This window comes from Streptomyces sp. NPDC091649 (genome assembly GCF_044756785.1).
Classification (GTDB): domain Bacteria; phylum Actinomycetota; class Actinomycetes; order Streptomycetales; family Streptomycetaceae; genus Streptomyces.
In genome coordinates, this window is the sequence record NZ_JBIVTR010000002.1 from 334,214 (window position 1) to 356,275 (window position 22,062).

17 protein-coding genes are annotated in these 22,062 nt (G+C 72.4%); 8 read left to right on the forward strand and 9 right to left on the reverse strand.

Annotation, left to right across the window (positions count from 1 at the left end; translation table 11 throughout):
* Positions 1–122 precede the first annotated feature (122 nt).
* From ACIQMU_RS06655 to speB, 3 genes are all read right to left on the reverse strand, one after another.
* Positions 123–3,902 carry an ABC transporter ATP-binding protein gene (locus ACIQMU_RS06655; RefSeq protein WP_402688329.1) on the reverse strand — a complete coding sequence of 1,260 codons (3,780 nt, stop codon included), beginning with the start codon at positions 3,900–3,902 and terminating at the stop codon, positions 123–125.
* A gap of 186 nt (positions 3,903–4,088) precedes the next feature.
* Entirely contained in the window at positions 4,089–5,771 is a 1,683-nt protein-coding gene (locus ACIQMU_RS06660; protein ID WP_352241772.1) for a thiamine pyrophosphate-binding protein, read from the reverse strand.
* Positions 5,768–6,757 (reverse strand): agmatinase, encoded by a 990-nt coding sequence (gene speB, locus ACIQMU_RS06665; RefSeq protein WP_402688330.1) that lies wholly within the window; start codon positions 6,755–6,757, stop codon positions 5,768–5,770. The genes ACIQMU_RS06660 and speB overlap by 4 nt, the downstream gene beginning before the upstream one ends.
* 322 nt (positions 6,758–7,079) lie before the next feature.
* On the opposite strand from speB, the gene ACIQMU_RS06670 reads away from it, so the two are divergent.
* Both ACIQMU_RS06670 and ACIQMU_RS06675 read left to right on the forward strand, forming a co-directional pair.
* Positions 7,080–8,726, forward strand: a complete 1,647-nt coding sequence (locus ACIQMU_RS06670; protein ID WP_402688331.1) for a PucR family transcriptional regulator — start codon at positions 7,080–7,082, stop codon at positions 8,724–8,726.
* A gap of 100 nt (positions 8,727–8,826) precedes the next feature.
* Complete coding sequence (locus ACIQMU_RS06675; RefSeq protein WP_402688332.1) at positions 8,827–9,774, forward strand: GNAT family N-acetyltransferase; 948 nt, start codon at positions 8,827–8,829, stop codon at positions 9,772–9,774.
* Between the two features lie 164 nt (positions 9,775–9,938).
* On the opposite strand, the gene ACIQMU_RS06680 is transcribed toward ACIQMU_RS06675, so the two are convergent.
* On the reverse strand, positions 9,939–11,033 hold the full coding sequence (locus tag ACIQMU_RS06680; RefSeq protein ID WP_352241768.1) for a hypothetical protein: 1,095 nt from the start codon (positions 11,031–11,033) through the stop codon (positions 9,939–9,941).
* A gap of 273 nt (positions 11,034–11,306) precedes the next feature.
* Here ACIQMU_RS06680 and ACIQMU_RS06685 point away from each other — a divergent pair, with 273 nt between their 5' ends.
* Positions 11,307–12,212 (forward strand): methyltransferase, encoded by a 906-nt coding sequence (locus tag ACIQMU_RS06685; protein WP_352241767.1) that lies wholly within the window; start codon positions 11,307–11,309, stop codon positions 12,210–12,212.
* Positions 12,213–12,323: 111 nt separating this feature from the next.
* Here ACIQMU_RS06685 and ACIQMU_RS06690 read toward each other — a convergent pair whose 3' ends face one another.
* Positions 12,324–13,055 carry an alpha/beta hydrolase gene (locus tag ACIQMU_RS06690; RefSeq protein WP_352241766.1) on the reverse strand — a complete coding sequence of 244 codons (732 nt, stop codon included), beginning with the start codon at positions 13,053–13,055 and terminating at the stop codon, positions 12,324–12,326.
* A gap of 281 nt (positions 13,056–13,336) precedes the next feature.
* Between ACIQMU_RS06690 and ACIQMU_RS06695 the strand changes: the two genes are divergently transcribed.
* Entirely contained in the window at positions 13,337–14,251 is a 915-nt protein-coding gene (locus tag ACIQMU_RS06695) for an alpha/beta hydrolase fold domain-containing protein (protein WP_352241765.1), read from the forward strand.
* Between the two features lie 131 nt (positions 14,252–14,382).
* Here ACIQMU_RS06695 and ACIQMU_RS06700 read toward each other — a convergent pair whose 3' ends face one another.
* Positions 14,383–14,727 (reverse strand): hypothetical protein, encoded by a 345-nt coding sequence (locus ACIQMU_RS06700; RefSeq protein WP_402688333.1) that lies wholly within the window; start codon positions 14,725–14,727, stop codon positions 14,383–14,385.
* A gap of 133 nt (positions 14,728–14,860) precedes the next feature.
* Between ACIQMU_RS06700 and ACIQMU_RS06705 the strand changes: the two genes are divergently transcribed.
* Positions 14,861–15,658: a Scr1 family TA system antitoxin-like transcriptional regulator gene (locus ACIQMU_RS06705; protein WP_402688334.1), complete on the forward strand. Its 798-nt coding sequence runs from the start codon at positions 14,861–14,863 to the stop codon at positions 15,656–15,658.
* Positions 15,651–15,872: a DUF397 domain-containing protein gene (locus tag ACIQMU_RS06710; RefSeq protein ID WP_352241762.1), complete on the forward strand. Its 222-nt coding sequence runs from the start codon at positions 15,651–15,653 to the stop codon at positions 15,870–15,872. Before ACIQMU_RS06705 ends, ACIQMU_RS06710 begins: the two co-directional genes overlap by 8 nt.
* A gap of 48 nt (positions 15,873–15,920) precedes the next feature.
* Here the strand turns inward: ACIQMU_RS06710 and ACIQMU_RS06715 are convergent, their stop codons facing one another.
* From ACIQMU_RS06715 to ACIQMU_RS06725, 3 genes are all read right to left on the reverse strand, one after another.
* A complete protein-coding gene (locus ACIQMU_RS06715) occupies positions 15,921–18,317 on the reverse strand; it encodes an excinuclease ABC subunit UvrA (RefSeq protein ID WP_402688335.1) in 2,397 nt (798 codons plus the stop codon).
* 357 nt (positions 18,318–18,674) lie between these two features.
* Positions 18,675–19,091 carry a VOC family protein gene (locus ACIQMU_RS06720; RefSeq protein WP_402688336.1) on the reverse strand — a complete coding sequence of 139 codons (417 nt, stop codon included), beginning with the start codon at positions 19,089–19,091 and terminating at the stop codon, positions 18,675–18,677.
* A 10-nt stretch (positions 19,092–19,101) separates the two neighbouring features.
* On the reverse strand, positions 19,102–19,521 hold the full coding sequence (locus tag ACIQMU_RS06725) for a helix-turn-helix transcriptional regulator (RefSeq protein WP_352241758.1): 420 nt from the start codon (positions 19,519–19,521) through the stop codon (positions 19,102–19,104).
* A gap of 423 nt (positions 19,522–19,944) precedes the next feature.
* On the opposite strand from ACIQMU_RS06725, the gene ACIQMU_RS06730 reads away from it, so the two are divergent.
* On the forward strand, positions 19,945–21,102 hold the full coding sequence (locus ACIQMU_RS06730; protein ID WP_356728828.1) for an acyl-CoA dehydrogenase family protein: 1,158 nt from the start codon (positions 19,945–19,947) through the stop codon (positions 21,100–21,102).
* Between the two features lie 17 nt (positions 21,103–21,119).
* The gene (locus tag ACIQMU_RS06735) at positions 21,120–22,043 is read left to right on the forward strand and encodes an acyl-CoA thioesterase II (RefSeq protein ID WP_352241756.1); all 924 of its coding nucleotides are present in this window, start codon (positions 21,120–21,122) and stop codon (positions 22,041–22,043) included.
* Positions 22,044–22,062 lie beyond the last annotated feature (19 nt).

Below are 22,062 nucleotides of genomic sequence, written 5' to 3' on the forward strand. Positions count from 1 at the left end.
GCCACCGCCGCTATGTCGAACACGCTCTCCCCCACCTGACGTCTGTCCACGCCCCCGCTTCCCTGGTTACGACGCAGCGGACCCGCTGGAGGTTGCGCCGACCGGCGGGGGCCCGGGGCCGGTCAGACGCCCGCGGGCTCGTCCTCCCCTATGCCCTCGCCGATGAAGACCCGCCACAGCCGGGCGTAGTGCCCGTCCCGGGCGAGCAGTTCGTCGTGCGTGCCGTCCTCGACGACGCGCCCGTGGTCCATGACCACGACCCGGTCGGCGCGCGCCGCGGTGGTGAGCCGGTGGGCCACGACCAGCGTGGTGCGGCGGCCGGTGAGCCGGTCGGTGGCCTGGTTGACCAGGGCCTCGGTGGCGAGGTCCAGGGCGGCGGTGGCCTCGTCCAGGAGCAGGACGTCCGGATCGACCAGCTCGGCGCGGGCCAGCGCGATGAGCTGTCGCTGCCCGGCGGAGAGGTTGCGGCCGCGCTCGGCGACCTCGTGGAGATAGCCGTCCTCCAGCGTGGCGATCATCTCGTGCGCGCCGACCGCGCGGGCCGCGGCCTCCACCCGGGCGTCGGTGGCGTCGGGCAGCCCGTAGGCGATGGCGTCGCGGACCGTGCCGGCGAAGAGGTACGCCTCCTGCGGGACGACGCCGAGGCGGTGCCGGTAGGCGCTCATGTCGAGGCGCCGCAGATCGGTGCCGTCGGCGGTGACCCGGCCGGCCGTGGGGTCGTAGTACCGGGCGACGAGCTTGACCAGGGTCGACTTGCCCGCCCCCGTCTCCCCGACGAACGCCACCGTCTGGCCTGCGGGGATGCGCAGGTCGATGCCGCTCAGGGCCTCCTCTTCGGAGCCGTACGCGAAGGAGACGTCCTCGAAGGCGATCTCGCCGCGCAGCGACGTCACGTCGAGCGGCTCGTCCGGGTCGGCCGTCGAGGTGGGCTCGCGCAGCAGCTCCTGGATGCGGCCGAGGGACACGGTCGCCTGCTGGTAGCCGTCGAAGACCTGGGACAGCTGCTGGACGGGGGCGAAGAACAACTCGATGTAGAGGAGGTAGGCGACCAGCGCTCCGGTGGTCAGGGTGCCGTTGTCGATGCGCCCGGCGCCGACGATCATGACGGTGGCGGCGGCGACGGCGGCCAGCAGCTGGACGAACGGGAAGTAGACGGAGATCAGCCACTGGCCGCGTACCCGGGCCTGGCGGTAGTGGTCGCTGCGCTCGGCGAAGCGGGCGGCCCCGTCGCGCTCGCGGCCGAACGCCTGGACGATGCGAAGGCCGGAGACGGACTCCTGGAGGTCGGCGTTGACGACGCTGATGCGGTTCCGCGCCAGTTCGTACGCCTTGACGCTGCTGCGCCGGAAGAAGACGGTGCCGATGATCAGCACGGGCAGGGTGGCGAAGACGACGAGGGCGAGCTGGACGTCCAGGACGAGCAGCGCGGCCATGATGCCGAAGAAGGTGACCACGGAGACGAACGCGGTGACGAGGCCGGTCTGGAGGAACGTGGAGAGCGCGTCCACGTCCGTCGTCATCCGGGTCATGATCCGCCCGGTCAGCTCACGTTCGTAGTAGTCGAGGCCGAGGCGCTGGAGCTGGGCGAAGATCTTCAGACGGAGCGAGTAGAGCACCCGCTCGCCGGTCCGGCCGGTCATCCGGATCTCGCCGGTCTGGGCCACCCACTGGACGAGCACGACGACGAGCGCGATCGCCGAGGCCGCCCACACCGCCCCGATCGAGACCTGGGTGACGCCTTCGTCGATGCCGTGCCGGATCAGGACCGGCAGCAGCAGACCCATGCCGGCGTCGACGGCGACGAGTCCGAGACTGATCAGCAGGGCCCCGCCGAAGCCGCGCAGCAGTCGGCGCAGCCCGTAGGAGTCCTCCGCCCGCACGGCGGCGGCCTCGTCGACGGCGGGCGTGTCCGTGGCCGGCGGCAGCGCCTCGACCTGGGCGAGCAGTTCGGGCGTCGCGGGCATACCGGCGACCGTGGTGTCCCGCTCCTCCTCCTTGCGGATCCACAGCTCGGGGGTGATGCCGCGCTCCGCGTCGAACTCGGCGTCCAGTTCCTCCTGGAGGGCGCGGTCGTCCTCCGGGGCGGCCCCGGCGCTCGGCGGCTGGTGTCCGGGCGAGGCGCCGCCCAGCTCGTCGGGGTCGGTGAGCAGGCGGCGGTAGAGCGCGGAGGTGCGCTCCAGCTCCTCGTGGGTACCGACCGCGGCGAGCTTCCCGCCGTCCAGGACGGCGATGCGGTCGGCGAGCTGGAGGGTGGAGCGGCGGTGGGCGATGAGCAGGGTGGTGCGGCCCGCCATCACCTGCTTCAGGGCCTCGTGGATCTCGTGCTCGACGCGGGCGTCGACCGCGGAGGTCGCGTCGTCGAGCAGGAGGAGCCGGGGGTCGGTGAGGATGGCGCGGGCCAGGGCGACGCGCTGGCGCTGGCCGCCGGAGAGGGTGAGCCCGTGCTCGCCGACGGTGGTGTCGTACCCCTTCGGCAGGTCGGAGATGAACCCGTGGGCCTGGGCGGCGCGGGCGGCCTGTTCGATCTGCTCCTGGGTGGCGTCGGGGAGGCCGTAGGCGATGTTGGCGCGGACGGTGTCGGAGAAGAGGAAGCTGTCCTCGGGGACGAGCCCGATGGCGGAGCGCAGGGATGCCTGGGTCAGCTCGCGGACGTCGTGGCCGCCGATGAGGACGGCCCCGTGGGACACGTCGTAGAAGCGGGGCACCAGGAGCGAGACGGTGGACTTGCCGCTGCCGGACGCGCCGACGACGGCGACGGTCTCGCCGGGTTCGACGGTGAGCGAGAAGCCGTCGAGGACGGGCCGCTCGGAGGCTCCGCTTCCAAGGTCCGTGTCCGTAGCGGAGGGGGAGCGCGGCGCAGCGTATCCGAAGCGGACGTCGTCGAACTCGATGCCGGCCGGTGCGTCGGCGGGCAGCTCCTTGGTGCCGTCCTTCATGGAGGGCTCGGTGTCGATGAGCTCCAGGACGCGTTCCACGCCGGCGCGGGCCTGCTGGCCGACGGTGAGGACCATGGCGAGCATCCGGACCGGGCCGACGAGCTGCGCGAGGTAGGTGGAGAAGGCGACGAACGTGCCGAGGGTGATCTCGCCCCGCGTCGCCAGCCAGCCGCCGAGGGCGAGCATGGCGACCTGGCCGAGGGCGGGCACCGCCTGGAGGGCCGGGGTGTAGCGGGAGTTCAGCCGGATGGTGCGCAGCCGCCCGGCGAACAGCCGGCGCCCGACCGCGCGGAGCTTGCCGGTCTCCTGGTCCTCCTGGCCGAAGCCCTTGACGACCCGGACGCCGGAGACGGCCCCGTCGACGACTCCGGCTACGGCGGCGGCCTGGCTCTGGGCGTACCAGGTGGCGGGGAAGAGGCGGGTACGGGAGCGGCGGGCGATGAACCAGAGGGCGGGGGCGACGGCGAGGGCGACGAGCGTCAGCGGGAGGGAGAGCCACGCCATGATCACCAGGGAGATGACGAAGAGCAGCACGTTCCCGATGGTCATCGGGAGCATGAACAGCAGCCCCTGGATCAGCTGGAGGTCGCTGGTGGCCCGGCCGACGACCTGGCCGGTGGACAGCTCGTCCTGGCGTTTCCCGTCGAGCCGGGTGATCGTCGCGTACATGTCCGTACGCAGGTCGTGCTGGACGTCCAGGGCGAGCCGGCCGCCGTAGTACCGGCGGATGTAGGTGGCTATGTAGACGAGGACGGCCGCGCCGATGAACAGTCCGGTCCAGACCGCGAGCGAACGGGTGTGGTCGGTGACCACGTCGTCGATGATCACCTTGGTGATGAGCGGCACGAGGGCCATGACGGCCATTCCGGCGAGCGACGAGCCGAGAGCCAGTACGACGTTGCGCCGGTACCGCCACGCGTACCCGGCCAGCCGCCGGCCCCACCCCTGTTGGTCTGCGCCCGTCACGCGTTGCCTCCCGTTTCGGCCTGTCCGTCGGCCTGTCCGCCGGTCCTGCGGCAGACCTGGTGATCCACCCGGTCTACCGCAAGGCACCAACGCCCGGGGCTGCGGATTTCATCCCGCCGCGGCCAAGGGGGCGGCGAGCGGGTCCGGTGGCCGGGGGCGTCCGGGGGCCGCGGGCGGGCGCGCCCGCTACAGGTGTGTCGGCTCGAACATCCGCAGCAGCGCCGGAAGCACGACGACCGAGGGCCCGGGGGCCGCCAGCGCCTTGCCGAGGTCGGCGGCGAGGGATTCCGGTGCCGTACGGACCGCGGGGACGCCGAAGGACTCGGCGAGCGCGACGAAGTCCGGGCGGGACAGCTCGGTGGCGATGGACTCGCCGAAGGCTCCCGTCATGTACTCGCGCAGGATGCCGTAGCCGCCGTCGTCGACGATCAGCCAGGTCAGCGGCAGGTCGTACTGGCGGGCGGTGGCCAGCTCCGCGATCGAGTACATCGCGCCCCCGTCGCCGGAGACCGCGAGCACGGGTTTCGTCGGGTCGGCGGCGGCGGCGCCGATGGCCGCCGGGAAGGCGTAGCCGAGGCCGCCCGCGCCCTGGGCGGAGTGCATGGTGTTGGGCCGCCGGGCGTCGAACGCGGACCAGGCCCAGTAGGCCAGGATCGTCATGTCCCAGAAGCTGGGCGCGGCGTCGGGCAGCGCCTCGCGGACGGCCGCGAGGACCCGCTGCTCCAGGGCGAGGTCCTGGGCGTCGATCCGGGCCCGTACCTTCTCCAGCACCGTACGGACCCGCTCGGCCGCGTCCGAGTCCTCGCGGCGGTCGACGGCCTCCAGGAGGTCGGACAGCGCCTCGCGGGCGTCGGAGTGGATGCCGAGCGCGGGATGGTTGGACTCCAGCTTCCCGGCGTCCGCCTCGATCTGGATCACCCGGCCGCGCGGGCGGAAGGTGTGGTAGTTCGAGGAGAGTTCGCCGAGCCCCGAGCCGACGACGAGCAGGACGTCCGCGTCCTCCAGGAAGTCGGTGGTGTGCCGGTCCTCCAGCCAGGAGCGCAGCGACAGCGGGTGCTCCCAGGGGAACGCGCCCTTGCCGCCGAAGGTGGTGACGACCGGTGCGTCGATCCTCTCGGCCAGCGCGCGCAGCTTGCCGGAGGCGTCGGAGCGGACGACTCCGCCGCCCGCGATGATCACCGGGCGTTCGGCGTTCGACAGCAGGTGGGCGGCGGCGACCGTCAGCTCGGGGCGCGGGTAGAGCTCGCGCGGGGTGGCGTCCATGGCGCTGACGACCGGCAGCGTCGTCTCCGCGAGCAGCACGTCCTGCGGGATCTCCACCCAGACCGGCCCGTGCGGGGCGCTCAGCGCGGACTCCCAGGCGGCGGCGATCGCGGAGGGGATCTGTGAGGCGGTCCGCACGGTGTGGACGGACTTCACGATGTCCCGGACGGCGGCCTGCTGGTCGCGCAGCTCGTGGAGATAGCCGTGCCGCCCGCCGCCGAGCCCCGGCGTGGGGATCTGGCTGGAGATCGCGAGGACGGGCGCGGAGGCGGCGGCCGCCTCCTGGAGCGCGGCGAGCGAGGTGAGCGCGCCGGGGCCGGTGGACAGCAGCAGGGGCGCCACCTCGCCGGTGATCCGGCCGTACGCGTCGGCGGCGAAGCCCGCGTTGTTCTCGACGCGGAGCCCGACGTACCGGAGGGAGGAGCGGCGCAGGGCGTCGAACGTGCCCAGCGCGTGCTGGCCGGGCAGCCCGAAGACGGTGGTCGCGCCGAGGCCCTGGAGGGACTCGGCGACGAGGTCGCCGCCGTTGCGGCCGGGCGGCGGACGCAGTGCGGCGACGGCCTGGGCGGCGGTGAGCCGCGGCCGGTCGTCGTGGTCGTGGCTCACTTGGCGTCCTCGGCTTCCTTTGCATCCTTCTCCGCGGCGATCTGGCGGGACATGATCGTCGTCAGCTCGTACGCGGCGTGCGAGGCGGCCACGGAGGTGATCTCGGCGTGGTCGTACGCCGGGGCGACCTCGACCAGGTCGGCGGAGACCAGGTGGCAGGAGGAGAGCCCGCGCAGGATCTCCAGCAGCTCGCGGGAGGTGAGGCCGCCGGCCTCGGGGGTGCCGGTGCCGGGGGCGTGCGCCGGGTCCAGGACGTCGATGTCGATGGAGATGTACAGCGGCCGGTCCCCGATGCGCTGACGGAGCTGGTCGGCGATCTCGTCGACGCCGCGCCGCATGACGTCGGCGGAGGTGACGATGCCGAAGCCCATCTTCTCGTCGTCGGTCAGGTCCTGCTTGCCGTAGAGCGGGCCGCGGGTGCCCACGTGGGAGAGGGCGGAGGTGTCGAGGATGCCCTCCTCGACGGCCCGGCGGAACGGGGTGCCGTGGGTGTACTCGGCGCCGAAGTAGGTGTCCCAGGTGTCCAGGTGCGCGTCGAAGTGGAGCAGGGCGACGGGCCCGTGCTTCTTGGCGACGGAGCGCAGGAGCGGCAGGGCGATGGTGTGGTCGCCGCCGAGGGTCATCAGGCGTGCGCCGGTGCCCAGCAGGTCGTCGGCCGCGCCCTCGATCGTCTCGACGGCCTCGTTGATGTTGAACGGGTTGGCCGCGATGTCCCCGGCGTCGGCGACCTGCGCGAGGGCGAACGGGGAAGCGTCCTGCGCCGGGTTGTACGGGCGGAGCAGCCGGGACGCCTCACGGATCGCGTTGCCGCCGAAGCGGGCGCCGGGCCGGTAGGAGACCCCGGTGTCGAAGGGCACGCCGACCACGGCGACGTCGGTACGGCCGACCTCGTCGAGCCGGGGCAGCCGGGCGAAGGTCGCGGGCCCGGCGTAGCGGGGGACGCGGGAGGAGTCGATCGGGCCGCGCGGCGCATCGGTGCTGCTCATGGGTGGTGTGCCTTTCCTTCGGGTTTCGTACGGTGTCAAGTGTGCGGGGACGCGGTGCGCCGCCGGGTTCGTCCGGTGCCGGCCTCGCCCTTCGACGCCGGGGCCCGGCCCGGGACGCCGGGCGGGCCCGGGCTCGTCCGGCCGGGGGGCGGCGGCCCGTCTCGCCCCGTCCCGTCGCGCCTCGGCCCGTTGTCCCGTTGTCCCGTTGTCCCGTTGTCCCGCACGAACGGTTGGACGTGCAGGGAAGACGTTAGGTGGCCCGAAGCCGACGCTGAAGTGTACGTTTCCTCCATTCGCGACGCTCTGAATGGATGAACCGTCCATGCCGCATTCTCCCGCAGGAGCCACACCGGCTCCCACCCCGCCCCCTGCCTCGATCACGGCACCGGACCCGGCCCCGACCTCGGCTTCGGCTTCGGCCCCGACGCCGGCTCCGCTCCCGCCGGCCGGCCCGCCGACGCCGCCCATCCCGCTGGCGGAGCTGCTGGCCAGGGAGGAACTGGGGCTGCGCCGGATCGCGGGCCCGGCCGACGCCGACCTGCTCTGGGTGCACACCTCGGAGATGGCCGACCCGTACCCGTATCTGCTCGGCGGCGAGCTGCTGCTCAGCGCCGGGGTGCTGCTGACGGACCCGGACCGCTACGTCCGCCGGCTGGTGGAGGCCGGGGCGGCGGCGCTGGGATTCGGTGTGCGGCCGGTGCACGAGACGGTGCCGCGGTCGCTGATCGAGGCGTGCGACCGGCACGGTCTGCCGCTGCTGGAAGTGCCGCCGCAGACTCCGTTCACCACGATCGCGCGGGCGGTGTGGCGGCTGATGGCGGAGGCGCGCCACCGCGAGCTGCGCCGGGTGGCCGGCGCCCAGCAGGCCCTGGCGACGGCGGCGGCCCGTCCCGATCCCGTACCGGCGGTCCTCCACCAGCTCGCGGCGCGGCTCGGCGGCCGGGCGGCCCTGCTGACGGCACGGGGCGAGGAGGTCCACGCGGCGGGCCGCCGCGTGGACCCGGAGGCATCGGCGGCCCTGATCCGGCTGGCCGGGGTGGTGGCCCGGGAGCGCCCCGCCTCCCCGGCCTCGGCGACCGACTCCCACGACGGCACGCACCTGGCCGCGTACGCCCTGGGCGGCGGCGAGGGCCTGGTCCTGGCGCTCGCGACCCGGCGGCGGGAGCCCGGCGATCACACGGTGGCGGGCATCGCGGTGGTCCTGCTGTCGCTCCTGGCGGCTCCGCATCAGGGCGCGGACGCGGCGGGCCGGTCGGCGGCCCTGGTCCGCATGCTCCTGGGCGCGTCCCCCGACGAGGTGGCCCCGCTCCTCGGCTCCGGCGCCTCGGGCGGCGCCCCCGGCTCAGTCAGCCCACCCGGCTCCGGCGGATCGGCCGGCTCCGGCGGATCGCCCGGCTCCCCCGGCTTGTGGACGGTGGTCCACGCCCGCCGTACGGACGGTGCTCCGGCGGACGTGCTGACCGTCGGGGCCCTGGGCGCGTCGCTGGGCACGGCCCTGATCGACGCGGGACGCGGGGAGGGCGAGGCGGTACGGGTGCTGCTGGGCCCCGGCCAGGAGCCCGGCCGGATCGAGGCCCAGCCCGGCTGGACGCTCGGCGCGTCCGCCCCCACCCCTGTGACCGGTCTCGACGCCGCCGACGCCCGGGCCGCCCGCGCCCTGGCCCACGCCCGGGCGACCCGCGCCCCGCTGACGGTGGACGCGCCCACGGGCGGCCTCGCCGCCCTGGTCCCGCCCGAACAGGCGGCCGCCCACGCCCGCACCCTCCTCGCCCCGCTCACCGCACCGCTGGCCGACACCCTGCGGTGCTGGCTCTCCCTCCACGGCAACTGGGACCGTACGGCGGTGGCCCTCGCCGTCCACCGCAACACCGTCCGTCAACGCGTGGGGCGGTGCGGCCAGTTGCTGGGCATGGACCTGGACGACATGGACGTACGGGCGGAGTTGTGGTTCGCGTTGCGGCAGAGATGAGCACGCGGGGCGGGGAGGGCACGGGAGCACGCGGGGCGGGGAGGACCCGGGAGGCCAAAAATCTTCGCGCCCCCCTGGCGGGCTGGTTAGGGTCCCGCTCATGGCCTCACTCACACGGCACCGCCTGGCCCCTGCCGACATCGGCCCGGCGCTGCGCGCGCTGTGCGCGTGGACGCCCTCCGACGCCCCGGGCGGCGGCCTCCATCCCGGCGACGTGGGCTGGCTCCTGAGGCTGGACCACGCGACCGTCTTCCTCTGGACCGACGCACCGGCCGAAGCACCCGGCTGGACACGGGCCGACGCACCGGCCGAGGCGCCCAGCAGGACACGGGCCGGCGCGCCGGCAGACGCGCGGGATGCCGCACAGGGCGCCGCCCCGGCCGGCACACCGATCGGCACCGGGACCGGCCGTCCGGCGCCCGTGGCGGTCGGCTTCCTCGACGGCCCCGTCCTCCGGGTCACCGCCGCTCCGGGCGCGGACCTGGGGGCGCTCGCGGCGGACGCCGAGGACCTGCTCGTACCCGGCAACGACTGGTGCGACGGCCTGCCCGTGCGGGGCTGGGGGCCCGACCTCGACGAGACCTGGCTCCTCCTGACCAGGGGCCCGGAGCCGGTGCCGGGCCGTGCCGCGCCGGTCGGCGAGGGCGATGCGGACGACCGGGTGCTGGTGCAGCGGTCCGCCTTCGCGGGATCCGCGTTCAGCATCGGTCACTGGCGCACGATGAAGGCGTCCCCGGCCGGCCACCTGGCCGTGGAGGCCCTCGTCCGCACCCCCGCCGGGGACCCCGCTTCCGCCGCGACCGGCTGGTTCGCGGGCCCGGGCCGGTGCGGACTGCTCGAACCGGTCGGCACGCATCCGGACCACCGGGGGCACGGCTACGGCCGCGACGCCGTGCTGGGCGCCTGCGCGGCCCTCACCGACCGGGGCGCGAGCGCGGTGGCCGTTCTGACCACGGCCGGCAATGAGGCGGCTGTCGCGCTCTACCGATCGGCCGGATTCACCGTCGTACGCGAAAGCCACGACTGGACACGCCCCCGCCGGGCGTGAACCCGGACGCCCTTTGGCGTCCCGGCCCTTGGTGCCCCGGCCACTCCGGTGCGCATTCCGCAGCCGCCCCTCGGCATGCGGCGGCGACAAAGGAACCCCGTGCTCGCCGTGCGCACCGTCCGTCAGGGAAGACTCGGCTCAGGCTGTCCCATGGTGGATCTGACCTACGACGGTCGACCACTCTCCTTGGAAGCCGCTTCCGGCGCTGTGCCGGGGCGTCCACCAGCGGCCCAGTACGCGGCCCGCACCTCCCCCTCCGCGAAGTCCCGGCGCGGCAGGCGCAGGCCGAGGGACTCCTCCAGGGCGTGGAAGTACAGCTGGAACGTGCTCGTCAGTTCGGGGTGGTCCAGCTCGGCACGGCGCAACGCCCTGTTGAGGAAGTCCAGTTCACCGCCCCGCCGATAGGGGGCGCGGCCGCGCTCGTACCAGATCAGCTCCAGCATGCCCCAGTCGTCGTCGACGCGGCGGCCGTCCCGCGTGTAGTCGAAGCTGTAGATGGCCTTCGCGGAGGTGGCGGACAGCTGCACGCTCTCCTTGATCCCGAGCGCCGTGTACGCCTCCTTGTCGGCGAAGGACCCCGGCGGCGTGTCGTGGTAGAGCAGGTATGTCCACTCGCCCGCCTGCCCGAAACAGCAGCTCTCCCACTGGCGGTCCCAGTGGGCCCGGCCGCCGTCCACGGCCCGCAGGTCCTTCAGGCGCGTACCGGCCGCGAGCTGCGCGGGGTCGGCCCCGTACAGCGCGGCCAGCCGCTCCGCGTCGACGGCCTGCCCGGGTGTCGCGCGGAAGAAGGCCAGCTCCGTGTACGGGTCCTGCTCGCACCAGGACTCGGCTATCCAGGCGAATCCGTCCAGCGGGTCACGCCCGCACGCCTCGACGGTCCCCGTGTCGTCCAGACCACCGCTGCGGAACCGTCTGCCCCACGCAGGATCGATCCGGCCCAGCGCGTCGGCCACCGCCTCAAGGCTGCCGTCGCGCCGACGTATCGCGGTCTCGGCGATCAGATACAGCACCTGTTCGAGGTCGCCGGTGGCGAAGACCTCCTGGTAGGGGCCGTGATGGCCGCGAACCGTACCGTCCTCGTCCAGCAGCAGGCACAGGCCGTTCTCCTCCGTCTCCCCGGCCCGCTCGGCCCGGTCGGCCCGCTCCTCCAGTTCGTCGGCCGAAAAAGCCATGGGCGGCAACCCGACCCCGTCGAGCAGCGCGTGTCGCACGGCCGTCCGCTGCCAGGCATCCGTCAATGCCCGCTCGGTGATCTTCATGTCATCAAGATAGAGGGGGGTACTGACAACCGGCCGACCCCGCCGGCCGTTCAGCACTCGACAGCTCAGTGCCGGCGCGGGCCCCGGGCCGGGACGGTTGCACATCCGCCCGGCCCCGGAACGACGCCCCAAAACGATGCCCGGCGCGATCGGACGGACCGGCGCTCCCCCGCACCGTCTCTTCCATGCGTACGAGGCAGGTCCCGATGCCACCTTCTTGCGTTCTAGGCAAGATTCCATGCAGCGCGCGCAAGTCCCCGTAGGCTCGATCGCATGACTCACGGACCTCAGCACCAGCACCAGCACCAGCACCAGCACGGGCATACGGCACCCTCTTCGCACACCCACGACCACGACCACGCATCCGGTGGGCCGTCGAACGGTCTCCCCGAGATCCTCGACCTCGACGCCGCCCTCTTCGCGCCCCACCTGACCGCGCTCACCAGGCGTACCGCCTGCCTGACCGGTGACGGCGTCCGCACCGTCGTCGACCTCGGCTCGGGCACCGGGACCGGCACGTTCGCCCTGCTGGAGCGGTTCCCGACCGCCCGGGTGACCGCCGTCGACAGCTCCCCCGCAATGCTGGAGCGGCTCGCCTCGGCAGCCCGTGAGCGGGGGCTGGGCGATCGGGTGCACACCCATGAGGCCGACGCCGGAGCCGGGCTGCCCGGAGTCGTCGACGCCGACCTCGTCTGGGCGTCGGCATCCCTGCACCACCTGGACGACCCCGCCACCGCCCTCGCCGGCATCCGCGCCGCACTGCGCCCCGGAGGGCTGCTGGCTGTCGCGGAGATGGACGGGATGCCGACGTTCCTGCCCGAGGACGGCGAACCCGGCGCGCTGGAGGCCCGCTGCCGTGAGGCCCTCGACGGCCTGCATGCCGAGCGGTTGCCGCACCGGGGCGCCGACTGGGGCTCACTGCTGGCGTCCGCGGGCTTCTCCGTCGAGCAGGAACGCGCCGAGCCGTGGGAGCTGCGTGCCCCGCTGCCCGAGGGGGCCGGCCGGTACGCCTACCTCGTCTTCGAACGTATCCGCGGCGCTCTCGACGGACGCGTCTCCGCCGAGGACCTGGCCGCACTGGACCGGCTCATCGACGGCGGCCCCGAGGACGTACGCCACCGGGACGACCTCGTCGTACGGTCGACCCGTGAGACGTGGATGGCCCGCCGCCCGGCCTGATCCCGGCCACCCGTCGACGCCGGGGCGTGGGGGCGGCAGGCGGCAGGCGGCAGGCGGCAGGCGGCAGGCGGCAGGCGGCAGGCGGCAGGCGGCAGGCGGCAGGCGGCAGTATCAGCCGAGATGCCGGGCGAAGAACCTCAGCGTGCTCTCCAGCTCGAATGCCGGAATCTCCCCGTGCTTGCCCGGGTTGGCGTGCAAGGTCTTCTCGGGGGAGGCCAAGGCGTCGAACAGCGCCAGACTGTGGTCCCGCGGCACGCGCTCATCGTCCCATTGCACCAAGAACTCCACCGGGACCGTGATCCGCGCAGCGGCCCCGGCCGTGGCCGGCGCCCCGCCCAGACCCAGTACCGCCGCACGGACGCGGGGTTCGGCGGCGACGAACGGGGCGCCGAGTCCGCACCCCAGCGAGACCCCCCAGTAGCCCACCGGGCCGGCGCCGACGTACGGGAGCCCCTGGACCGCGTCCAGGACCGCCCGCCATTCCGGCACGGTCCGGCGGGCCACGAGCGCCTGGAATTCGGCGATCAGCGGAGCCATCTCCTCACCGGCTTCCGCACGAGCCCGGTTCTCGGTCACGAGCCGGTCGTACTCCTCGACCTTCGGCCGGTCGCCATGGGCGGGGACGTCCACCGCCACGACCGCGAAACCGCACGCGGTCACGAAGCGGCGCGCACGGGCGAGGATGCCGGGGGCCTTCTTGTGCTGACCGCCCCCATGTCCCATCAGGACGAGCGGGCGCGTGCCCACGGCGTCCTCCGGCGTCCACAGCGCGCCGGGGATCTCGTCGAGGGTGAAGAGCTGTTCACGGACGCCGTCGGACGACGTCTCGGAGATGAAGCGCATAGCGGTTCGTGCCTTTCGGGATGCCTCTGCGGGCGTCCCTAGGCCGTGCGGGGGAGGGAGGCCCGACGTGTCGATGTGTTGATCGGTCTCACCTCCTCGGTTCGCAGCAGTGCACAGCGGAAGGAAAATATCACGACCTGACAGTGCGTAGAACGGCCTGTCCCCGCACCGGTCACGACCGCGCGCGACTGGCGTCCCACCAGGCCCCGGGGCAGAGCCGACTGGCCTCGCGGCGGCGCCGATAGCATCCGGGCGAGACCCGAACGGATGAGGAGCGACGCGTGCGATTCGCACTGGAAGCACTGCTGGTCGACGTACCCGCCGAGCAGATCGCCGAGGCTCGCGCCTTCTACCGGTCGAGGGCGGCAGGCCGTGGACCCGCCTCGTTCGAGGAGCTGAAGGCGGCACGAGCGAAGAAGCCCGTGCCCCGTGCCGCCGTCCCGCCCGCCGTCGAAGAGACGGTCGAGGCCGCCGGGGTCCGCGTTCCCGTCCGGATCTTCCTGCCCGCCGGCGGCCGGCCCCGGGCCGTCTACCTGGGCATCCACGGCGGCGGCTTCTACATGGGCTCAGCGGCACAGGGCGACGAACGCCACCGCGAGCTCGCGGAAGCCCTGCGCATCGCCGTCGTCGGCGTCGACTACCGGCTCGCCCCCGAGCACCCCTGGCCGGCCGCACCCGACGACTGCGAAGCCGCGGCCCTCTGGCTCGTCGAGAACGCCGAGGCCCGGTTCGGGACCTCCCGGCTCGCCATCGGCGGAAGCTCGGCGGGAGCCACGCTCGCGCTGGCCACCTTGCTCCGGCTACGGGACCGGGGCGTCGCCGGCCGGTTCGCCGGGGCCGCCCTTCGCTTCGGCGCCTACGACGTGAGCGCGCACACACCCGGCGGCCGTCGCATCGCGGACGAGTACTTCATCCACGCCTACGCCGGCCACGTCGCCGACCGCACCCTGCCCGACATCTCCCCGCTCTACGCCGACCTGAGCGGGCTTCCTCCGGCGCTGCTGGTCGTGGGAAGCGAGGACGTGCTCCTGGAGGACAACCTGACGCTGGCCGGACGGCTGTCGGCGGCCGGCAACGACGTCGAGCTGCGCGTCTACCCCGAGTCCCCCCACGGCTTCACCGGCCACCCCACCGCGCTGGCCGCGACGGCGCTCAGCGGCATCCGCACCTGGCTGCGCGACCGCATCACGCCCTGACGGGGCACCACCCGCCCACCCCGCACATTCCTGTGCATCCCTGCGGCGGGCCTCCCCCGAAAGGTGGGCCGCCCGCCCTCCCCGTCACGGCCGGGCGACGGCGGCACAGCCGTGTTCATCGACGTGCCGCCTCACGGTCGCAGCCGGACCAGCCCGGGGCCGGACGGGTGACCAGGCTCGAAGGCATCGGGAATCCCCAGCCTCAGGCCCCGGCTCCGGGCGACCCGGTGGACGTCCCGCAGCGAGTGCGCCAGCGCGGCGGCGACGTGGCGTAGCTGGACCGCCGTGGACCGGTCGTCCTCGACCAGGTCGTCGGCGTGGTCGAGGAGTTCGTACGCCATGCCGAGTTGCATGGCCTCGACCTTGTCGGCCTCGCGCGAGACCTTGCCGTCGCCGTTGCCCACGACGTAGCACGGCCTGCCTGCCGTTCCGGCCCAAGGGAGCAAGCGAACGGCGTCCAACGGCTGTTCTTTCATGAGGGCGTCAACTCCGTGTGCGGTGGGGGTGGATTCTTCGCTGCGTAGCGATCCACTCACAGAGTGCGAGCGGCGCGGCTAGGCTCGCCAGAGGGTTTGTGGTGACACCGCGTTCGTCTCACGGGAGTTGGCTGTGAGTAATACCTATGGCACATGGTTGAAGGCCCAGCGGGAGGCAGCCGGACTGACCCAGCAGCAGCTCGCGGGCCTGGCAATCATGACGCGGTCGCATATCTCGCACATCGAGGCCGGACGCCGCGTGCCGAGCGAGGAGGACGCCCAGCGGCTCGACAGGGCGCTGGGCACCGGCAATGTGCTCACCAGTTTCCGGCCCGGAGCAGACACCGACGCAGTCGCGGACTACTTCGCACCGGTACAGCACCTGGAACAACAAGCGACGTCTATCCGCGAATTCGCGCCCTCCCTCATTCCAGGCATTCTCCAGACCGAGGCGTACGCGCGTTGTGTACTCGGCAGGACGTTCCCCCCTCTGAGCCCAGCCGAATGTGACAGGGCGGTCGTCACTCGACTGAAGCGCGCGCAGATTCTCCAGAATCCGACGTCACCCGTGGTCTGGGCCATGCTCGACGAGGCAGTGCTGCGACGTCCGGTCGGCGGGGCCGCGATCATGGCCGAACAAATCGACCACATCATCGGTCTGACCGAATCCGAACGCATCCGCACGCATGTGATCCCGCTGGAGCTCGGACACCACCCTTTGCTGAACGGCATGTTGACGCTGATGTGGTTCGAGGACCAGCCTCCGATCGCCTACAGCGAAGGGGTGCGCGTGGGGAGATTGCACGATTCGCCGTCCGTGGTTGAGGCACTCCAGGGCAACTACACTCTCGCCCTGAGCGACGCGCTGTCGCTGAAGGAGTCTTTGGCTGCGCTGAAGGCGACATCGAAGGGCTACAGAGATCATGGATAGCGAGACCACCCCCGCGACGTCGTCCCTCAGTGGCTGGCGCAAGTCGTCCTACAGCAATAGCGACGGCGGCAGCTGCCTAGAGGTCCAGGACCACCACCCCACCGCCGTCCCCGTGCGCGACTCCAAGGTCCCCGGCGGGCCCGCCCTGCTCATCCCCGCCACCGGCTGGACGTCCTTCGTGGACGCGGTCAAGGGCGGGGCCCTCTCCGCCTGACCCGGAGGTCGGACGGAGAGGCCCAGTAGGCGGCCCGAAGGCGCGGCCTCACTCCCCCACGTACTCCGCAAGGTGCTCGCCCGTCAGTGTGGAGCGGGCCGCGACCAGGTCGGCCGGGGTGCCCTCGAAGATGATCCGGCCGCCGTCGTGGCCGGCGCCGGGGCCGAGGTCGATGATCCAGTCGGCGTGGGCCATCACCGCCTGGTGGTGCTCGATGACGATCACCGACTTTCCGGAGTCGACCAGCCGGTCCAGCAGTCCGAGGAGCTGCTCGACGTCCGCGAGGTGCAGGCCGGTGGTCGGTTCGTCGAGTACGAAGACCTGGCGGTCGCCGCCCTTCTCGCCCATGTGCGTTGCCAGCTTCAGGCGTTGGCGTTCGCCTCCGGACAGGGTGGTGAGCGGCTGGCCGAGGCTCAGGTAGCCGAGGCCGACGTCCGCGAGGCGGGCCAGGATCTTGTGCGCGGCCGGGATGCTCGCCTCGCCGGACCCGAAGAACTCCTCGGCCTCGGTGACCGACATCGCGAGGACCTCGCTGATGTCACGGCCGCCGAGGTGGTAGTCCAGCACCGACGCCTGGAACCGCTTGCCCTCGCAGTCCTCGCAGGGGCTGGAGACGCTCGCCATCATGCCGAGGTCGGTGAAGATGACGCCCGCGCCGTTGCAGGTGGGGCAGGCGCCCTCGGAGTTGGCGCTGAACAGGGCGGGCTTGACGCCGTTGGCCTTGGCGAACGCCTTGCGGATGGGTTCGAGGAGGCCCGTGTACGTCGCCGGGTTGCTGCGGCGCGAACCGCGGATCGGACTCTGGTCGACCGAGATGACGTTCTCGCCCGCCGGGATCGAGCCGTGGACGAGCGAGCTCTTTCCGGAGCCGGCGACGCCGGTGATGACGGTGAGCACGCCGAGCGGGATGTCGACGTCGACGTCGCGGAGGTTGTGCGAGGTCGCGCCCCGGATCTCCAGCGCGCCGGTCGGCTTGCGCACCTCGTCCTTGAGGGCGGCCCGGTCGTCGAGGTGGCGGCCGGTGACGGTGTCGGAGGCGCGGAGCCCTTCCAGGGTGCCTTCGAAGCAGACGGTGCCTCCTGCCGTGCCGGCCCCGGGTCCGAGGTCGACCACGTGGTCCGCGATGGCGATGGCCTCGGGCTTGTGCTCCACGACGAGCACGGTGTTGCCCTTGTCCCGCAGGCGCAGCAGCAGGTCGTTCATCCGCTGGATGTCGTGCGGGTGCAGCCCGATGGTGGGCTCGTCGAAGACGTACGTGACGTCGGTGAGCGAGGAGCCGAGGTGACGGATCATCTTGACGCGCTGGGCCTCGCCGCCGGACAGCGTGCCCGAGGGCCGGTCCAGGGCGAGGTAGCCGAGGCCGATCTCCACGAAGGAGTCGAGGGTCTGCTGGAGGGCGGCGAGCAGCGGAGCGACCGACGGCTCGTGCAGGCCGCGGACCCATTCCGCGAGGTCCCGGATCTCCATCGCGCAGGCGTCGGCGATGCTGATCTTCTTGATCTTCGAGGAACGTGCGCCCTCGGTGAGCCGTGTTCCCTCGCACTCGGGGCAGGTGGTGAAGGTGACCGCCCGGTCGACGAACTCCCGGATGTGGGGCTGCATCGACTCGCGGTCCTTGGAGAGGAACGACTTCTGGATCTTGGGGATCAGCCCTTCGAAGGTGAGGTTCGCGCCCTCGACCTTCACCTTGGTCGGCTCCCGGTAGAGGAAGTCCTGCATCTCCTTCTTGGTGAACTTGGCGATCGGCTTGTCCGGGTCCAGGAAGCCCGACTCCGCGTACGTCCGCACGGTCCACCAGCTGTCGGACTTCCAGCCGGGGATGGTGAACGCGCCCTCGGCGATCGACTTGGAGTCGTCGTAGAGCTGGGTGAGGTCGATGTCGGAGACCGATCCGCGGCCCTCGCAGCGGGGGCACATGCCGCCGGTGCGGCTGAAGGTCGCCTTGACCGCCTTCTTGTTGCCCCGCTCGACGGTGATGGCGCCGCTCGCCGACACCGAGGGGACGTTGAAGGCGAACGCGCCGGGCGGGCCGATGTGCGGCTTGCCCAGCCGGCTGAAGAGGATGCGGAGCATGGCGTTGGCGTCGGTGGCGGTGCCGACCGTGGAGCGGGGGTCGCTGCCCATCCGCTGCTGGTCGACGATGATCGCGGTCGTCAGCCCGTCCAGCACATCGACGTCGGGCCGCGCCTGGGTGGGCATGAAGCCCTGGACGAAGGCGCTGTAGGTCTCGTTGATCAGCCGCTGGGACTCCGCCGCGATGGTGCTGAACACCAGCGAGCTCTTGCCCGAGCCGGAGACTCCGGTGAACACCGTCAGCCGGCGCTTCGGGAGCTCGATGCTGACGTCCTTGAGGTTGTTCTCCCGCGCACCGTGCACGCGGATCAGGTCGTGGCTGTCGGCAGCGTGCGGCGCGGGCGGCTGCTGGGTCTTCGTTCTCGGAGCCATGCTCGTCGTCTCTCCATTTACTGGTGCGCGGAGCCTGTTGGTGCGGGGCCCTGGTGCTGCGGGCCCGCTGGTCGCGGAGCCTACTGGGGTGCGAGCGCCGGGGTCCGGTGTTATGTGAAGCCCGGCGGCGCGGGGAGCCGGGGAGCCCGGTGGCGCGGCGAACACCAAGCCCCCGCGGTCGTGCCGGGCTCCGTCGTGATGGCCCGGTCGTGCCCGGCTCCGTCGTAACGGGGCCGTCCTGCCCGGCCCCGTCCCGGCGGGCACGTCGTGCCGGGCCGTGGTGCCCGGTACGTCGTGCCGGGGCCGGGACCCGGGCGGGTCCCGGCGCTGTGGTGCGGGGCGGGTGTGGTGCGGGTGCTACTTCTTGCCGGCCTGGGTGATGCGCAGCATGTTGCCGGAGGGGTCCCGGAAGGCGCAGTCACGGACGCCGTACGGCTGGTCGATCGGCTCCTGGAGCACTTCTCCCCCTGCGGCGCGGACCTTCTCGAAGGCCGCGTCCACATCCTCGGCGGAGAGGATGACGCCGCGCAGCATGCCCTTGGCGAGCAGTTCGGCCATGGCCTGCTTGTCGGCTGCCGGGGCGTTCGGGTCCGCGAGCGGCGGCTCCAGGACGATCTCCACATCCGGCTGTGCGGGAGACCCGACGGTCACCCAGCGCATGCCTTCGAAGCCGACGTCGTTGCGCACCTCCATTCCCAGGGCGTCGCGGTAGAAGGCGAGCGCCTTGTCGTGGTCGTCGACGGCGATGAAGCACTGCGAGAGGTTGATGTCCATGCGTTTCACGCTACGGCCCGGGGTTGGGATGCGCTTCTCCATTCCTGACCGGTCGCGTGAACATCTTCGCGACGCACGCCGGAATGGTCTCGCCCGCGTCGTGGGGGCGGGCCCGGTAGGCGCTCGGGCTCTCTTTGACCAGCTCCGTGAAGCGGGAGCTGAACGAGCCGAGCGACGTACAGCCGACGGCGAAGCAGACGTCCGTGACCGAGAGGTCGCCCCGGCGCAGCAGCGCCTTGGCCCGCTCGATGCGGCGGGTCATGAGATAGCTGTACGGGGTCTCGCCGAAGGCGGCGCGGAAGCTGCGGGAGAAGTGGCCGGGCGACATCAGCGCGGAGCGGGCCAGCGAGGGGACGTCGAGCGGTTCGGCGTACTCGCGGTCCATGCGGTCACGGGCCCTACGCAGCCGGGCCAGGTCCTCCAGTCTCACTTCCCCACCCTCCCACAGCCGCTCCCGCCCCGGCCCGTCACCGGGAAAACCGGTCGCCACACGCGGTCACCACTCCCGCTCGGCGATCAGTTCCTCCGGGTCCGCGTCCGGGAAGTAGTCGTCCTCGTAGAGCGGGGCCAGGAACGTGTGCCCCGCCAGCTGGTCGTTCGTGATCGTCACGGTGGTCCCCCCGATACGTCCGTCGCCGTTGTTCCGATACTCCCCCACGCCACTGACAATCGGTCTGCACCGCCGGAGCATCAGCGGTGCTCCGGCGGTGCTCGCCGGGCCATCGCGTGCCGAGCATCACCCTGGACAGCGACCGCGACCGGCGGGTAACTTCGAGACAGTCTGAGCAAGCGCTTAGCCGCGTGGCACGTTCCGCGCATTCCGTGAATCGACTGCCGACCCAGGAGGCATCCCGTGCGCCGTACGGTATTCAACGAGGACCACGAGGCGTTCCGGGAGACCATCCGCGCCTTCATCGCGGCCGAGGTCGTGCCGGTCTACGACGAGTGGTTCGCCGCGGGCGAGGTGCCGCGCGACTTCTACCTCAAGCTCGGTGAGCTGGGCATCTTCGGCATCGAGGTGGACGAGGAGTACGGCGGTGCGGGCGTCGACTCGCACAAGTACGGCGCCGTCCTCTACGAGGAGACCGCGCGCGCGGGCGTCACCTTCGGCGGCTCCGGCGTCCACACGCTCCTCGGCCTGCCCTACATCAAGATGCTCGCCACCGACGAGCAGAAGAAGCGCTGGCTGCCGAAGTTCGCCACCGGCGAGGAGATGTGGGCCCTGGCGATGACCGAGCCGGGCACCGGCTCCGACGTCGCGGGCATGAAGACCACCGCCAAGCTCTCCGAGGACGGCACGCACTACGTCCTCAACGGCGCGAAGACCTTCATCACCGGCGGCGTGCACGCCGACCGCGTCATCGTCTGCGCCCGCACCGCCGCCCCGCGCGAGGACGACCGCCGCTTCGGCATCTCCCTCTTCGCCGTCGACACCTCGTCCGAGGGCTACTCGGTCGGCCGCAAGCTCGACAAGCTCGGCCTGAAGACCTCCGACACCGCCGAGCTGGCGTTCGTCGACGTCAAGGTCCCGGCCGAGGACCTCATGGGCGAGGAGAACAAGGGCTTCGGCTACCTCGGCACCAACCTGGCCTCCGAGCGCTGGGGCATCGCCTTCGGGGCGTACGCCCAGGCCGCCGCCGCCGTCCGCTTCGCCAAGGAGTACGTGCAGGAGCGCACGGTCTTCGGCAAGACGGTCGCCTCCTTCCAGAACACCAAGTTCGAGCTGGCCGCCTGCCAGGCGGAGGTCGACGCGGCCCAGGCCGTCGCCGACCGCGCGCTGGAGGCCCTGGACGCCGGTGAGCTGACGGCCGCGGAGGCCGCCTCCGCGAAGCTGTTCTGCACCGAGGTCGCCCACCGCGTCATCGACCGCTGCCTCCAGCTGCACGGCGGCTACGGCTTCATGAACGAGTACCCGATCGCCCGCCTGTACGCGGACAACCGGGTCAACCGCATCTACGGCGGCACCAGCGAGGTCATGAAGTCGATCATCGCCAAGTCCATGGGCCTGTAAGGGGTTACGTTCCCGCCATGAACGAGAGTCCCGGCCCTCTGCTCGATCTGCTCCACCTGCTCGACCTGGAGCAGATCGAGCGGGACATCTTCCGGGGCGAGAGCCGCGGCTCACTCGTTCCCCGGGTGTTCGGCGGCCAGGTCGCGGCCCAGGCGCTCGTCGCCGCGGGCCGCACCGTCCCCGCCGGCCTCCCCCGGCCCCCCGGCTCCGCCCGTGCGGGGGAGGCCCCGGCCGCCCACTCCCTGCACGCGTACTTCCTGCGGGCGGGGGACCCGGGCGCTCCCATCGTCTACAGCGTCGACCGGATCCGCGACGGGCGGTCCTTCACCACCCGCCGCGTGGTCGCCGTCCAGCACGGGCAGCCGATCTTCCACCTCTCCGCGTCCTTCCAGACGTACGAGGAAGGGCTGGAGCACCAGGCCCCCATGCCCGCCGCACCGGACCCGGAGACCCTGCCGACGGCCGCCGAGATGCTGCCCCGGTACGCGGACCGCTTCAGCGATCCGGGGGTCGTGGACCGGCTGATCGAGGCACGGGCGGCGGTGGATCTGCGGTACGTGGACGCGCCGCCGTTCGGCACGGTGGGCGAGGCGCGCGAGCCCCGTTCGCAGGTGTGGTTCCGGACGAACGGCAAGCTCGCCGACGACCCTCTGCTGCACGTCTGCATGGCCACGTACGTCTCGGACATGACCCTGCTCGACTCGGTGCTCCTGGCCCACGGGCGGGGCGGCTGGGCGGTCGGGGACGTGGTGGGCGCGAGCCTGGATCACGCGATGTGGTTCCACCGGCCGTTCCGGGCGGACGAGTGGCTGCTGTACGACCAGGAGTCGCCGTCCGCCTTTGGCGGTCGCGGACTGGGCCAGGCCCGTATCTACACCGCCGACGGGCGGCTGGCGATCACCGTCATCCAGGAAGGCGTCGTCCGCGTCCCCCGGGGATGAACACCACCTGACGCGCCAT

Excerpts from the sequence above, each read along its gene's own strand:
- ACIQMU_RS06715 (WP_402688335.1), bottom strand. The coding sequence starts at position 18,317 with ATGGCTCCGAGAACGAAGACCCAGCAGCCGCCCGCGCCGCACGCTGCC.
- ACIQMU_RS06675 (WP_402688332.1), top strand. The coding sequence starts at position 8,827 with ATGGCCTCACTCACACGGCACCGCCTGGCCCCTGCCGACATCGGCCCG.
- ACIQMU_RS06700 (WP_402688333.1), bottom strand. The coding sequence starts at position 14,727 with ATGAAAGAACAGCCGTTGGACGCCGTTCGCTTGCTCCCTTGGGCCGGA.
- ACIQMU_RS06670 (WP_402688331.1), top strand. The coding sequence starts at position 7,080 with ATGCCGCATTCTCCCGCAGGAGCCACACCGGCTCCCACCCCGCCCCCT.
- ACIQMU_RS06680 (WP_352241768.1), bottom strand. The coding sequence starts at position 11,033 with ATGAAGATCACCGAGCGGGCATTGACGGATGCCTGGCAGCGGACGGCC.
- speB (WP_402688330.1), bottom strand. The coding sequence starts at position 6,757 with ATGAGCAGCACCGATGCGCCGCGCGGCCCGATCGACTCCTCCCGCGTC.
- ACIQMU_RS06720 (WP_402688336.1), bottom strand. The coding sequence starts at position 19,091 with ATGGACATCAACCTCTCGCAGTGCTTCATCGCCGTCGACGACCACGAC.
- ACIQMU_RS06735 (WP_352241756.1), top strand. The coding sequence starts at position 21,120 with ATGAACGAGAGTCCCGGCCCTCTGCTCGATCTGCTCCACCTGCTCGAC.
- ACIQMU_RS06685 (WP_352241767.1), top strand. The coding sequence starts at position 11,307 with ATGACTCACGGACCTCAGCACCAGCACCAGCACCAGCACCAGCACGGG.
- ACIQMU_RS06710 (WP_352241762.1), top strand. The coding sequence starts at position 15,651 with ATGGATAGCGAGACCACCCCCGCGACGTCGTCCCTCAGTGGCTGGCGC.
- ACIQMU_RS06690 (WP_352241766.1), bottom strand. The coding sequence starts at position 13,055 with ATGCGCTTCATCTCCGAGACGTCGTCCGACGGCGTCCGTGAACAGCTC.